Origin of the sequence: Aquimarina celericrescens, assembly GCF_042682765.1 — a bacterium.
Taxonomy (GTDB): Bacteria; Bacteroidota; Bacteroidia; order Flavobacteriales; family Flavobacteriaceae; genus Aquimarina; species Aquimarina celericrescens.
Genome location: NZ_JBHUHY010000003.1, coordinates 335,943 through 349,950, shown reverse-complemented (window position 1 = coordinate 349,950; position 14,008 = coordinate 335,943). Strand labels below are relative to the sequence as shown.

13 protein-coding genes are annotated in these 14,008 nt (G+C 31.6%); all 13 read left to right on the top strand.

The window, feature by feature from the left end:
* Nucleotides 1-127 precede the first annotated feature (127 nt).
* Nucleotides 128-1,045: a glycosyltransferase family 2 protein gene (locus ACFSJT_RS05445; RefSeq protein ID WP_378319206.1), complete on the top strand. Its 918-nt coding sequence runs from the start codon at nt 128-130 to the stop codon at nt 1,043-1,045.
* The gene (locus ACFSJT_RS05440) at nt 1,042-1,830 is read left to right on the top strand and encodes an acyltransferase (protein ID WP_378319205.1); all 789 of its coding nucleotides are present in this window, start codon (nt 1,042-1,044) and stop codon (nt 1,828-1,830) included. The genes ACFSJT_RS05445 and ACFSJT_RS05440 overlap by 4 nt, the downstream gene beginning before the upstream one ends.
* An 8-nt stretch (nt 1,831-1,838) precedes the next feature.
* A complete protein-coding gene (gene rffA / locus ACFSJT_RS05435; protein ID WP_378319204.1) occupies nt 1,839-2,978 on the top strand; it encodes a dTDP-4-amino-4,6-dideoxygalactose transaminase in 1,140 nt (379 codons plus the stop codon).
* Between the two features lie 17 nt (nt 2,979-2,995).
* On the top strand, nt 2,996-4,672 hold the full coding sequence (locus ACFSJT_RS05430) for a DUF6044 family protein (RefSeq protein WP_378319203.1): 1,677 nt from the start codon (nt 2,996-2,998) through the stop codon (nt 4,670-4,672).
* A 110-nt stretch (nt 4,673-4,782) separates the two neighbouring features.
* Nucleotides 4,783-5,868 carry an FISUMP domain-containing protein gene (locus ACFSJT_RS05425; protein WP_378319202.1) on the top strand — a complete coding sequence of 362 codons (1,086 nt, stop codon included), beginning with the start codon at nt 4,783-4,785 and terminating at the stop codon, nt 5,866-5,868.
* Nucleotides 5,869-5,882: 14 nt separating this feature from the next.
* A complete protein-coding gene (locus ACFSJT_RS05420; RefSeq protein ID WP_378319201.1) occupies nt 5,883-7,157 on the top strand; it encodes an O-antigen ligase family protein in 1,275 nt (424 codons plus the stop codon).
* A gap of 215 nt (nt 7,158-7,372) precedes the next feature.
* Nucleotides 7,373-7,975, top strand: a complete 603-nt coding sequence (locus ACFSJT_RS05415) for a WecB/TagA/CpsF family glycosyltransferase (protein ID WP_378319200.1) — start codon at nt 7,373-7,375, stop codon at nt 7,973-7,975.
* A 55-nt stretch (nt 7,976-8,030) separates the two neighbouring features.
* A complete protein-coding gene (locus tag ACFSJT_RS05410) occupies nt 8,031-9,356 on the top strand; it encodes a UDP-glucose dehydrogenase family protein (protein WP_378319199.1) in 1,326 nt (441 codons plus the stop codon).
* The gene (locus ACFSJT_RS05405) at nt 9,353-10,336 is read left to right on the top strand and encodes a UDP-glucuronic acid decarboxylase family protein (RefSeq protein ID WP_378319198.1); all 984 of its coding nucleotides are present in this window, start codon (nt 9,353-9,355) and stop codon (nt 10,334-10,336) included. Before ACFSJT_RS05410 ends, ACFSJT_RS05405 begins: the two co-directional genes overlap by 4 nt.
* Nucleotides 10,337-11,683: an exopolysaccharide biosynthesis polyprenyl glycosylphosphotransferase gene (locus ACFSJT_RS05400; protein ID WP_378319197.1), complete on the top strand. Its 1,347-nt coding sequence runs from the start codon at nt 10,337-10,339 to the stop codon at nt 11,681-11,683.
* 107 nt (nt 11,684-11,790) lie between these two features.
* Nucleotides 11,791-13,101, top strand: coding sequence for an O-antigen ligase family protein (locus ACFSJT_RS05395; protein ID WP_378319196.1), 1,311 nt, complete (start codon nt 11,791-11,793; stop codon nt 13,099-13,101).
* A gap of 39 nt (nt 13,102-13,140) precedes the next feature.
* Complete coding sequence (locus ACFSJT_RS05390) at nt 13,141-13,389, top strand: type II toxin-antitoxin system Phd/YefM family antitoxin (protein WP_378319195.1); 249 nt, start codon at nt 13,141-13,143, stop codon at nt 13,387-13,389.
* Nucleotides 13,390-13,650, top strand: a complete 261-nt coding sequence (locus ACFSJT_RS05385; RefSeq protein WP_378319194.1) for a Txe/YoeB family addiction module toxin — start codon at nt 13,390-13,392, stop codon at nt 13,648-13,650.
* Nucleotides 13,651-14,008: the final 358 nt, after the last annotated feature.

Below are 14,008 nucleotides of genomic sequence, written 5' to 3'. Positions count from 1 at the left end.
ATAGGCTAATTAAGATGTATAAAAGTATAGCCTAGATCAATTCGTTAAAATCCCCTAGATTTGTATATGAATATAAAAGATACCTTTTTCTAAATTGTAATAGGACCAGAATACCAAAAACAAAATCATGAAACTATCCATTGTAAGCCCTGTATATAAAGCAGAGAATGTAGTTCAGTTATTAGTTGGAAGGATTGAAAAAAGCATACAAAAAATTACAGAAGATTATGAAATTATTCTAGTTGACGATGGAAGCCCGGATAACTCTTGGGGGGTTGTTCGAGAAATAGCTAAGATAAATCCAAAAGTTATTGGAATAAAGCTTAGCAGAAATTTTGGACAACATTATGCCATAACTGCAGGATTAGAAAAGACTCAAGGCGAGTGGGTGGTCGTAATGGATTGCGATTTGCAAGATCAACCCGAAGAGATAGAGAAACTTTATGCCAAGACCAAAGAAGGGTATGATGTAGTTTTGGCAAGAAGAAAAGAACGGAAAGATAATTTTCTAAAAAAATTATCTTCTATCATCTTTTATAAACTGTTGTCATTTTTCACTGACACAAGGCAAGATAGATTGGTTGCGAATTTTGGGATATACCACAATAAAGTTATCGAATCAATCTTAAACATGGGTGATATTATAAGGGTATTTCCAATAATGGTTCAATGGGTCGGCTTTTGCCAAACTTCGATAGATGTAGCCCACTCCAAAAGAACTATAGGCAAATCAACATATAACTTTTCTAAGTTGTTCAAACTTGCAATAAATATCTTTTTAACATTTTCTAATAAACCATTGATACTTACTGTACGTTTTGGATTATTAATTTCTTTTTTTTCTGTTATAGTTGGCTTTGTATACTTATATCGTTATTTTACCTATGGAGTTTCTGTTCCAGGTTATACCAGTCTTATATTATCAATTTGGTTTTTGGCTGGAATAATTATTTTCTCGATTGGAATTCTTGGACTATACGTAGGTAAAGTGTTCGATACGAGCAAAAAAAGACCTACTTTCATAATTGACGAAATAATAAAATGAAAAATTACAAAAATATTGATGCCGAATATATAGAAATCGGTAAAAATACTGTTATAGAGCCAACAGCGATTATTAGAGGACTTAATGGTAAGGCAAACAAAATAATCATAGGTGATAATTGTTATATAGGAGAACATGTTCAAATTATTATCGACGAGTTCAACTTAGGTGATTACTCGAAAATCCATCATCATACAAACATACACGGTTCTCAACCTTGCAATATAGGCCATAATGCTTGGATAGGACAATACACAATAATTGATTCAATTGGAGGAGTATTGATAGGAAACAATTGTGGAATAGGAGCTCATTCTCAGTTATGGAGTCATATAAAATATGGAGACACCTTAGAAGGATGTCGTTTTAAATCAGAACAAAAACTTGAAATAGGAAATGATGTATGGTTAGTAGGGCATTGTATTGTTTCCCCAGTAAAAGTAGAAGATAAATCTCTAGCCCTTGTGGGATCAGTTATTACTTCAGACATGAAATTTAATCGAATTTATGGAGGATCTCCTGCAAAAGATCTTACCAATAAAATTGGACATCAGTTTGAAGAAGTTTCTTTATCCCAAAAGATGAAAAAGATGGAAGAGTATCTGGATACTGTAGGAATAAAAAAGGATAGTATTAAAATTATAGAATTCGAGAATGAAATAGAAAGTGATGAGATTACATATTTTATCGTTTCTTCAAGAAAGTATACAAAAAGAAGAACACGTGAAGAAATCGAGTTTATGAAATTTTTGCTCCCTGAAAAAGCTAAATTTGTTCCTCTTTAAAATCGATTATGATTCCCTTCAATAAACCTCACCTTACAGGTAAAGAAACACATTATATTTATGATGCCGTTAATAGTGGTAAGATTTCGGGGAATGGAAAGTACACAAAATTATGCCAGAGGCTACTGAAAGAGAAATATGATTTTGGAAAATGCCTTTTGACAACCTCATGTACTGATGCTTTGGAGATGGCAGCAATTCTTATTGACATTAAAGAAGGAGATGAGGTAATAGTGCCTTCATATACTTTTGTTAGTACCGCAAATGCATTTGTTTTAAGAGGTGCAAAAATTGTTTTTGCAGATAGTAGAAATGATCACCCTGGTATAGATGAGCATAGCATTGAGAGTTTAATTACATCAAAAACCAAGGCTATTGTTCCTGTACACTACGCCGGAGTAGCATGCAATATGGATAAGATCATGCAGATTGCTCAAAAACATGATCTTTTCGTTGTTGAAGATGCCGCTCAGGGGATAGATAGCTACTATATTAATAACCATGGCAAAAAGCAAGCACTAGGATCTATTGGTCACTTAGCAACATTTTCTTTTCATGAAACTAAAAATGTTATTTCGGGAGAAGGTGGAATGTTGGTAATAAATGATTCCCAATTTGAAAAAAGAGCAGAAATTATTTGGGAAAAAGGCACAAATCGATCTGCATTTTTTCGCAATGAAGTGGATAAGTATCAGTGGGTAGATATCGGCTCTTCTTTCTTACCTTCCGAAATTATTGCTGCATTTCTATACGCCCAAGTCGAAAATATTACCAATATTCAACAAAAACGAAAATCAATTTGGGAAAGATATTACAATCAGCTTATAGATTGGGCGGCCCAAAATAATGTAGGCTTACCTCATGTGCCTTCATATGCTACCAATAATGCACATATGTTTTACATGGTTTGTAAGGACTCTTCTCAAAGAGATAAGATTATTAATCATCTGAGTAAGAATAACATACTTGCTGTATTTCATTATCTAAGTCTTTATAAAAGTCCATTCTATGAATTAGACTATAGTGGTGGTCGTTTAAAAGAGAGTGATCGATTTACTGAAACATTAGTAAGATTACCATTGTATTATGATTTGACAGATGATGAGTTGACCAAAATTATATACACCATAATTTCTACACCATTTTAATCTTAAAACCTTACAACATGACCACGAAACTCAAATCTATATTTGGTAAACCGAAATGGATTACAGGACTGTCATTGGTGATTATACTTTTATATTTTTTACCATTTTTATATCAAGGTAAAGATTCACATATTTTGGTTCACGATAACCTCGACTCCAATGTAACCTGGGTTAAGACCTTATTAAACAGTGGCGAGTTTTTTTCTTCACCAGATACCAAAATACAAAATGTTTTTAATGGTATTCCTCGATCATCCCTTTATGGAACCTATGATATTAGCCTGATTTGGTTCAAACTTTTTGGGATGTATTATGGCTACATTTTTAATAAATTATTGATGAGTGTTATTGCTTTTTTTGGGATGTGTTTTTTATTAAGAAAAATTATTGAACCAGAGAAGGACATAGAGTTTATTAGCATTAGTGTAGCACTACTATTTGCACTTTTACCTTTTTGGTCTTTCACTATGAGTGTTTGTGGGTTACCCATAGTTTTGTATGCTTTTCTCAATATAAGAGATGGAGAAAAACACTACAAGAATTGGCTCATCATAGGTATATTTGCTTTTTACTCTTCATTGTTTTTATCGGGTGTATTCTTTATTCTTATTTTACTATGCCTTTTAGTATACGATATATATCGCAACAAAAAAATTAATAAACCATTTGTTTTGGCAATAGGAACTCTTGGAATTTTGTACTTGATAAGTCATTTTCAAATATTTTATTCCTTTTTATTTAATTCAGATTACACGTCTCATAGGGTCGAAATGGTGGTCAGAGAACTAACCTTTGACGAAAGTTATAAAAGAGCCTTCTCTATGTTTACAAAAGGTCAATACCACGCACATAGTTTACATAACTATATTTTGTATCCGGTTATATTGGTAGGTATTCTTCAATTTTTCTTCAAAAAAAGGAGTATGAAATATCTTTTAATATTAATTTTTATTCTATTGACCTCTCTTTTGTACGGTTTTCTCAATTGGAAAAGTATGGCATCTTTTTTCACTAAACTTATGTCGATAATACCAATACAGTTAAATAGGTTTCATTTTCTGCATCCATTATTTTGGTATTTACTTTTAGGATTGGCATTAACTTTTGTAGCCAGACAATTCAAGTTTGGAAAGTTAATTGTTGTTCCCATACTCATATTTCAGTTATATTTTGTACTAAAGCATCATGAGTTTATTACTCAAAAAAATGGACCAGCATACAACAAGTTTTATTCAGAAGAACTTTTTGAAGAAGCAAAAAAATTTATCGGTAAGCCACAAAAATCTTATAGGGTAATAAGTTTAGGCCTTCACCCCTCTATAGCATTATACAATGGATTTTATACTTTGGATGGATATTTTCCCGATTATCCTTTAGAACATAAACATAATTTTAGAAAAGTAATAGCAAAAGAACTGGATAAAAATAAAAAATTACAAAAATACTATGACAATTGGGGATCTAGATGCTACGCATTTTCCTCTCAACTTGCAAGAAAATATTGGGACACGAAACCTAGAAAAGTTAAAAAACTAGAGTTTGATTTTAAGGCGTTAAAAGCCCTTGGGGGAGAGTATATTTTTTCTAGCGCAGAAATTGATACAAAGAATACAAAGGGAATCAAATTATTAAAGGTTTTTGAGCATCCAAATTCACAGTGGAAAATCCATTTGTATCAAATAGTTATTAATTAGAGATTCTTCTTCTCTATATAGCTTTTATTTGCTAATTTTACACTCTTACTTTTAAGCATAAGAATACCTACCCCGACTATTTAAAATTATAACTTATTTATTATAAAAAAATGAAATATTTTAAAGGCTATTTGTATAGAGATGTGCTATTAATTATGGGTGCATTATTCATTGTATCATGCAGTAGTGATGATTCAGATTCTTTACTTTTTGAGGTGGATTCTAAGGTTACAGATATTACATGTAGCAACAGTGGTAGTATTGATTTAATTGTTAGTGGTGGGACGCCTCCTTATAGTTTTTTATGGAGCACTAACCAAACTACAGAGGATATAACAAACATTACTTCAGAAGGAACATTTAATGTGACTATTGCTGATAGTAATGGGTTAACTAAGATTTTGAGCATAGATGTTAAAAGGGTAGATTCTCGAATACGAATTGAAGCAGAAATCAATAATTCGGATCTTTTTACAAATAATGGCTCAATAAGTTTAACAGTTACCGGCGGGGTTCCTCCATATGAATATGTTTGGTCTAATTCTGAGACTGTGAATAGTATTTCCAACCTAGAACCAGGCCGATATGAAGTTGAAGTTAGTGACGCAAATAAGTGCTTATCAAAAGAAGCATTCACAATCCAAGCTCTTGAAGTATTTACAGATGGTCGGGATGGTAAAAATTATACAATGATCAGAAACGGTGACCAAGTATGGATGTATGAACCTTTAAATTTTGAAACCGCCAGTGGCTCTAGCTTCATCTTTGATGATCCTGATAATGCAGATAAAGGAAGATTATATACTTGGGAGACAATCATGAATGGTGAGCGTTTCGATCCTGCCAATCCAAGTGATATACAAGGACTATGTCCAGAGGGATGGCATATCCCTAGTGTTGCAGAATGGAAAGTGTTTGAAGAGTTTCTTAAAACTCAAAAAGATCAATTTGGGAATGTAGAGTGGTCAAGAGTTTTAGTACCGAATCCAAGAGTAACATTTTATTTGGTTGATTTTAGATCTGGTGTTCAATGGCGAGATGAAGGTTTTACAACTTTCATTACGAATACAAGTGATACTTTTGTATGGTTAGAATTTTTTGGTAGCCTCGAATATAAATCAACTACCATAGAACCAGATATCAGATATTGGACAGAATACAAACATTTTTGTCACTGTATAAAAAACAAAGATTAGCCAAAGTAATATTTATGAATATTTGGAAATCAATAACTCAGAAAAACAGTCTTGAAACTATTTATGATAAGAGTGTTTTCGTAGCCTTGTTATTGGTAATTGTGACCTACCCTTTTTCCATGAGTATTAATAGCCTGACGATTATACTATTAGCTGGGGCATCTATTATAAAACTTATTGTAGAAAGAAAAATCTATCTTCATAAAGTATATATTTTATTTTTTCTAATTTTTTTAATACGACTTTTGTCCTTGTTTTATACGACAAATATGCATAGTGGAGGTAGAGCAATAGAAAGATCTTTATCATTACTTATATTTCCGTTGGTCTTTATGGTTAATAAACCTATTTTATTAAATAGAACTTTTTTATTTAAGACATTAAACATTGCAACACTTGTGGCATGCCTTTTCTGTTTACTAAACAACTATTATTACTTTGTAACCAATAATATTTCTGTCAAATGGTGGTTGGATTGGAAATATAATAACCATCACCTAAGCTCATATTTGGATTTCGGGCCTAATTATTTTTCATTAGTAATTGTTATTAATTTGGCAGGTATGTACTTCTATAAGTATAATTCGTTTCGCTCTAAAATACTATGGAGCATTAGTTATTGCATACAATTTATCTTTTTGTTACTTCTTTCCTCGCGCTCCTTGATTCTTTTTTTTGTACTGAGTACAACAATCATTTTTTTATACAAAATGTATAACAAATACAAGATAAAAGGGATAATAATGACCACAGTATTTTTGGTTTTTGGCACACTAGTAGCACTATCAATTCCTGTTGTAAAACAACGCTTTAATAAAACATATTTAGAGCTTGTTTCAGACAATAAAGCCGAAACAAAGGTTGGAGGGTTTGTCAATAGGATTCAAAAAGTAAAAAGTGCGATACATATCCTGAAAGAGAATTATTTATTGGGAGTTGGTATTGGAGATGTGAAAGATGAACTTAAAAAAGAATATATCAAGATTGATTTTCAAGAAGGAATTAACCTTTCGTTTGATGCTCATAATCAATACTTACAAAGTTATTTAGCATCAGGTATACTTGGTTTTATCTCTTATCTATTAATCCTATTGGCTATTGGCTATAATTTTATATTAGATAAAAAGTATTTCTTCTTATTTATAGTGTGTATATATGCTTATTTTTCGTTATTTGAGTCTTTAATAGAAACCCATAAAGGAATAGTACTTTTCTCAATTCTACTTCTATTGGTTTTACCCTTTGATAACCAAAAGGTGTTGCAAATCGATTGGAATAAAAGAAAATAAAGGCCCCTGTACCATTTATCATATTAAGGTACACTAATTATTTATAAAAACTTGGCACAAAAACAATACATTTGCTGAAATTTTAAGGAAGCTTACTAAGAATAGTTTAAAAAGAATGTCCAGACTTTATGCGTTTGATTAAAAATAAGTTTATCTCAAAGGTTGATTTCGCTGAAAAAGGCAAATTGATCTCGTATTTGAATGTTTATAATTATATGTTATTAAGAAAGGCTGAACATACTCTCAAAGCTATCGACTATTTTACTTTTGATGGGTTTTTGTTTCAATACTTATTCTTTTTTCTAACAGGTAAATCACATAAGAGATTAGCTCCAGATTTTGGCTCATATTTTTCTGAAATGTTTGATTATATGGATAGGAAAAAAGAATCTGTTTATTTTGTTGGAGCAAAAAAAGAAGAATTACAAACTTTTGTGGGTTTGATTAGAAGTAAATATCCTAATATCAAAATAACCGGTATGCATGACGGGTACTTTGGCAGCGATGATGAACCAAATCTATTAAGCGATATTAAAAAAAATTCACCTGATAAAATAATAGTAGGATTAGGAACACCGAAACAAGAAAAGTTCTCGGTAAAAGTTAAAAAAACAAGCCCAGACACCCTAATTTTTAATTGTGGAGCTTTTATTTCTCAAACGGCAAACCATGGAGAAGAATATTATCCTAAATGGATTAACCAATTAAATCTAAGATGGATTTATAGAATTAGAAAAGAGAAAGGATTGTTTAAAAGATATTTTAGAGAATATCCAAAAGGTATTATTTATATAATTAAAGATCGATTTATATTATAAAATACTAATTTTATAAATAGATTGATTTTGTGATTAGTAAAACAAAAATTGAAATATGAAAATAACTGTTGTAGGCACTGGATATGTAGGCTTGGTTACTGGAACATGTTTGTCAGAAACAGGTAATGAAGTTCTATGCGTGGATATAGATATGGATAAAGTAAAAAAAATGCAACAAGGAGAGGTTCCTATCTATGAACCGCACCTTGATGTGTTATTTGAAAGAAATATCAATGCCGGTAGACTTACTTTTACAACATCATTACAAGAAGGGTTGGACCATGGAGAAATTATTTTTTTGGCATTACCAACTCCCGAAGATGAAGACGGCTCTGCAGATTTATCATACGTGCTTGGTGTTGCAAATCAAATAGGCAAATTAATAAAAGATTATAAAGTCGTAGTTGATAAGAGTACTGTGCCAGTTGGTACAGCAGAAAAAGTACAAGCAGCAATTAGTAAAAATGCAACATGTGATTTTGACGTAGTATCTAATCCAGAATTTTTAAGAGAAGGATTCGCGGTTGATGATTTTCTGAAGCCAGAACGAATAGTTATTGGGTCTAGTTCAGAAAGAGCAACAGAGCTAATGAAAAAATTGTATAAACCATTTGTTAGATCTGGTAATCCTATTATTATAATGGACGAAAAATCTGCAGAATTGACGAAATATGCAGCTAATTCCTTTTTAGCAGCAAAGATTACCTTTATGAATGAAATTGCAAACTATTGCGAAAAAGTTGGAGCCGACGTAGATAAAGTACGAATAGGTATGGGAACAGATTCAAGAATTGGTAAAAGATTTTTATTTCCAGGAATAGGTTACGGAGGCTCTTGCTTTCCGAAGGACGTAAAGGCATTATATAATTCTGGAAAAGAAGTATCTTATAATTTTCAAATTTTGGATTCTGTAATAAAGGTAAATCAAAATCAAAAAATTGCATTACTGCCTAAAATCAAAGAGTATTTTAACAACAATTTAAATGACAAATCTTTTGCAATATGGGGACTGGCCTTTAAGCCAGAAACAGATGATATTCGCGAAGCCCCATCACTATATATAATAAATGAGTTATTAAAAGAAGGTGTAAACATCAAGGCTTTTGATCCTGAAGCAATGAACAATGTAAAAAAGAAGTATGATGGTCAAATTGATTTTGCCAACTCGATGTATGAAACATTAAAAGAAGTTGACGCTCTGATTATTTGTACGGAGTGGAGTATTTTTAGGACACCTAATTTTTCCAAAATCAAAGATTTAATGAAAGGGGATGTGATCTTTGATGGTAGAAATCTTTATGATTTGGAAGATCTCAAAAAAGAGAACTTATCCTATTTTTCGATAGGTAGAGAAGCTATAACCTCAGAAAGACAATTATGAAGCGTATTTTAATAACAGGAGCGGCTGGTTTTCTTGGATCACATCTTTGCGATAGATTTATAAATGAAGGATATCACGTAATAGGTATGGACAACCTAATCACAGGTGATTTAAAGAATGTTGAACATCTATTCAAGCTAGAACACTTCGAATTCTATCATCACGATGTCACAAAATTTGTTTATGTTCCAGGTAAATTAGACTATATTCTTCATTTTGCTTCTCCAGCAAGCCCGATAGATTATCTTAAAATCCCTATTCAAACACTGAAGGTTGGATCCTTAGGTACCCATAATCTTTTAGGTTTAGCAAAAGAAAAAAACGCTAGAATACTTATTGCGTCTACTAGTGAGGTTTATGGTGACCCATTGGTACATCCTCAAAATGAAGATTACTATGGAAACGTAAATACCATTGGCCCTAGAGGAGTTTATGATGAGGCCAAACGTTTTCAAGAGTCGATAACTATGGCCTATCATACCTATCATGGAGTTGAAACAAGAATAGTGCGTATTTTTAACACCTATGGACCAAGAATGCGATTAAATGATGGTCGAGTGGTTCCTGCCTTTATTGGTCAAGCTTTAAGAGGAGAGGACCTAACAATTTTTGGTGACGGATCGCAAACACGTTCCTTTTGTTATGTTGATGATTTAATAGAAGGAATTTACAGATTGCTCTTTAGTGATTATGTCTATCCGGTAAATATTGGTAACCCCAATGAAATCACCATTGCAGATTTTGCAGAAGAAATTATTAAACTTACAGGAACGGATCAAAAGGTTATTTATAAGCCTTTACCGGTTAACGATCCTCTTCAAAGACAACCCGATATAACTAGGGCAAAAGAAGTTTTGAGTTGGGAGCCAAAAATTGGCAGAGCAGAGGGCATGAAAAAGACATTAGAATATTTTAAGGAACTTTCACAAGAAGAGCTACACAAAAGCGAACATAGAGACTTCGAAAAAAGTAAAGACTAAATGAGTGCTAGGATAGGAAGGTATTCGGTATATATTAAACCTCTTTTCTGTTTGGTTGACTTAGTGATATTAAACGTTACAATATCCTTTTTTGAGACTAACATTAGTCTTACGCTTTTATTTTCTTTTTATATATCTGTTCTATGGATTATTCTATCTATTAAAAATAAGTTTTATGATGTAAAGCGTTTTTCGAGAGTTGTTCAGGTTCTTGCTGCGATAATTCGTCAATTCTTGATTTTTGGGCTCATTTTGTATGCTTTTATTGGGTTTTTTAAGCAACCTGGAATAAGCCGATTAGAAATGGCAAAGTATTTTACCTCCTTAATTGGATTAGTGACTCTAGTAAAATTTGCACTACTTTATTTATTGTCTAAATATAGAAAGGTTTTTGGAGGTAATATTAGGAAAGTAGTGGTGATAGGAGACAACAAAAAAACCAATCAGCTTATTAAGATTTTTAAAGATAAACCAGAATTTGGGTATCGTTACCAAAAGAAGTTTGCAGTTAAGGATCAGGGTTTTAACTTAGAATCTTGTTTTTATTACATAGTAGAAAATGAAATTGATGAGGTATATTGTTCAATAGCAGATTTGTCAAACGATCAGTTACGAGAAGTAGTTAATTTTACAGAAAATAATCTAAAGATTTTAAAATTTATTCCTGATAATAAAGATATTTTCACCAAAAAACTAATCTTTAATTATTATGAGTATATACCAGTATTATCGTTTCGGGAGATTCCGTTAGATGACCCAATAAATAAATTTGCAAAAAGGACTTTTGATATTCTTTTATCATTAATTGTTTTAATTGGCATACTTTCATGGTTGACTCCATTAATAGCATTACTTATTCAACTTGAATCAAGAGGGCCGGTATTTTTTAAACAACTTCGTAATGGTATAGATTATAGAGAATTTTATTGCTATAAGTATAGATCAATGAAGCCTAGTACTAGTGTTAATCAAGCAACAAAAGGAGATTCCAGAGTAACCAAAGTTGGAAAATTTATGAGAAGAACCAGCATAGACGAATTACCACAGTTTATTAATGTGCTTAAAGGGGACATGTCGGTTGTAGGGCCAAGGCCACATATGGTAAAACATAATGAAGAATTTGCCCAGAAAGTAGATAAATTTATGGTACGTCATTTTGTAAAACCTGGAATTACAGGTTTAGCCCAAGTTAGTGGTTTTAGAGGTGAAATAGAGACTAAAAAGGATATCATAAATCGGGTTAAATATGATATTTTTTACGTAGAAAACTGGTCATTACTACTTGATATTAAACTTGTTATTCTTACAATACTAAATGCTATTAAAGGAGAAGAAAAGGCATATTAATCATTTCAAACAGAGCGTTTTTAGGTCAAATATGCATAATTAATAAGAAAATTGTTCGTTTATATTATTTGCTTCTCGCTTAACTATAAGATTGTTAATATAAAACCATGGAAATCGTATCTAAATTCGGAGAGATGTTTTACAAATACGAGGACGATCTTATATTAACAATCTTCTGGAATAGTCTATATACTGCCTTTTTTTTATTACCGCTAGGAATCAATCTTCCCACACCTTTTTTTTTGGTTTCAATTATTCTGGGACTGGTAAATGTTTTTAGATCCAAAAAAAGATTGATATCTAAGGATAAAGCTTTATTATTGTTCCCTTTGTATTTTATTATCATGGTAGGTAGCATGATATATACAGAAAATATTTCTGCGGGGGTAGCGTTATTACAACGGTCCTTATCCTTATTATTTTTCCCAATAATTTTCCTTTTTGTTAAAGAAGACAGCTCTACGGTTAAAAAACTATTTGAGTTTTTACTTTTAGGACTGATAATTTCCTTTTTTATAAATCTATTAATTGCATGTTATCATGTTTTTTTGATCTTAAAGGAAGACATATCGACTCTTGAGATTTCACTAGAAGGAACTTCTGCACTTTTCAATTCTTTAAATCAGGGCTGGAACCATTTTTTAGGGGCAGAGTTTTCTGGTTTGGTGAACCCTAGTTATGTTTCCTTGTATATTTTACTAGTGCTATGTTATTACCTTAAAAATAAACTTCAATCGAAGACACAGGTTTTTATTATAATCCTGTTATTTCTATATCTTTTTCTGCTCGCGTCTATCGCCGCATACCTTATTTTATTAATTATCAGCATATTGTTGATTTCTAATATTTCAAACAAGAGTCATAAATACACGATGACAATAATATTTCTTCTAGGATTTATTGTTTTTTTTAAAAATCCCAGAGTTTTTGATTTTTATACAAATGTAACAGATACTAATAATACTTTGGAAATTGATAATACTAGCATAGAAAGATCTAGACTACTAACTTGGAATGCCAGTATCAAGTTGATAAAAGATGCTCCGATTTTTGGATATGGTATAGGGGACACCAACGAAGTGCTAGTCGAAAAATATAAAGAATTAAATTATATCTCAAATTATCAGAATCAATACAATGCACATAATCAATTTCTCCAGACATTTCTCCAAACAGGAATTATAGGATTTACAGTATTAGTTAACATTTTCATACTACTAGCATTACGAATGAACAGAAGTAGAAACGAAATTTCTGTTTTCGTAATCCTTTTTATCTCACTGTTTTTTGAATCTATGCTGGTGAGATTTAACGGGATCGTATTTTTTTCAATTATCATTCCTTTATTACTTAAGAAGCGAAGTATTTTAAGCAGTACAATTATTCGTAATGAACCTCCTGTAAAAGAAAATTTTTAAAAAGTACTTTTTTACGTACTTACTTCCTATATTTGTTATATGGAAACAGTAAATTACACAGATTTTCGTTCAAACTTAAAACATTGGTTCGACAAAGTGATTAATGATGTAAGCGACATTATTATCAAGCGTAAAAATGGTAAAGACCTTGTATTGATATCATTAGACGAATACAACTCATTAAAAGAAACCACCTATCTGTTAACAGGTAAAAACAGAGACATTTTATTAAACTCTATCAAGGAGTTAGAAGCAGGTAAAGGTATTGATAAAGAGGTAATCGAATAGATGAAATTAACTTGGTCTACCGCCTCTTGGGAAGATTATTTGTATTGGCAAAAAGTCGATAAAAAAATAGTAAAACGAATTAATGAACTTATTAAAAGTTCCATGCGAACACCTTTTGAAGACATCGGTAAGCCTGAAGCCTTAAAAGGAGATTTACGAGGGTATTGGTCAAGACGGATTACATCAGAACATCGATTAGTCTACAAATATGAAAATGAAGGGCTTTGGATAGCAGCTTGCCGTTATCATTACGGTAAATAATCCGATTCCCTGCTCCACAAAGTAAACGCTCTGCGAATGTCTGTGACTTCGCAGCGCCAATACAATAAAAAATAATGCGAAGTTTCAAACTTCGCATAGCACAGTGTTTTTTATATAAATGCCACAAGAAACCACAGGATAATGTCTACGACAAAGTAACATAAATACATATTATAATATCACTTCCAAAAATCTTTCATTAGAACTCAAGTTTTTACACAAAACTAGTAGCAATACAAAAACGAATCCACTATTTTTGATGCCGTAAAATTAAAAGCCGTTGTGAGCTACGACAATACCTTTGAAAAAGTTTCTTTTCCTTTGGTTTGTCACCCTGAGCGAAGTCGAAGGGTCAATT

Coding starts and splice junctions, on each gene's coding strand:
- ACFSJT_RS05445 (WP_378319206.1), top strand. CDS start 128: ATGAAACTATCCATTGTAAGCCCTGTATATAAAGCAGAGAATGTAGTT.
- ACFSJT_RS05440 (WP_378319205.1), top strand. CDS start 1,042: ATGAAAAATTACAAAAATATTGATGCCGAATATATAGAAATCGGTAAA.
- rffA (WP_378319204.1), top strand. CDS start 1,839: ATGATTCCCTTCAATAAACCTCACCTTACAGGTAAAGAAACACATTAT.
- ACFSJT_RS05430 (WP_378319203.1), top strand. CDS start 2,996: ATGACCACGAAACTCAAATCTATATTTGGTAAACCGAAATGGATTACA.
- ACFSJT_RS05425 (WP_378319202.1), top strand. CDS start 4,783: ATGAAATATTTTAAAGGCTATTTGTATAGAGATGTGCTATTAATTATG.
- ACFSJT_RS05420 (WP_378319201.1), top strand. CDS start 5,883: ATGAATATTTGGAAATCAATAACTCAGAAAAACAGTCTTGAAACTATT.
- ACFSJT_RS05415 (WP_378319200.1), top strand. CDS start 7,373: ATGTTATTAAGAAAGGCTGAACATACTCTCAAAGCTATCGACTATTTT.
- ACFSJT_RS05410 (WP_378319199.1), top strand. CDS start 8,031: ATGAAAATAACTGTTGTAGGCACTGGATATGTAGGCTTGGTTACTGGA.
- ACFSJT_RS05405 (WP_378319198.1), top strand. CDS start 9,353: ATGAAGCGTATTTTAATAACAGGAGCGGCTGGTTTTCTTGGATCACAT.
- ACFSJT_RS05400 (WP_378319197.1), top strand. CDS start 10,337: ATGAGTGCTAGGATAGGAAGGTATTCGGTATATATTAAACCTCTTTTC.
- ACFSJT_RS05395 (WP_378319196.1), top strand. CDS start 11,791: ATGGAAATCGTATCTAAATTCGGAGAGATGTTTTACAAATACGAGGAC.
- ACFSJT_RS05390 (WP_378319195.1), top strand. CDS start 13,141: ATGGAAACAGTAAATTACACAGATTTTCGTTCAAACTTAAAACATTGG.
- ACFSJT_RS05385 (WP_378319194.1), top strand. CDS start 13,390: ATGAAATTAACTTGGTCTACCGCCTCTTGGGAAGATTATTTGTATTGG.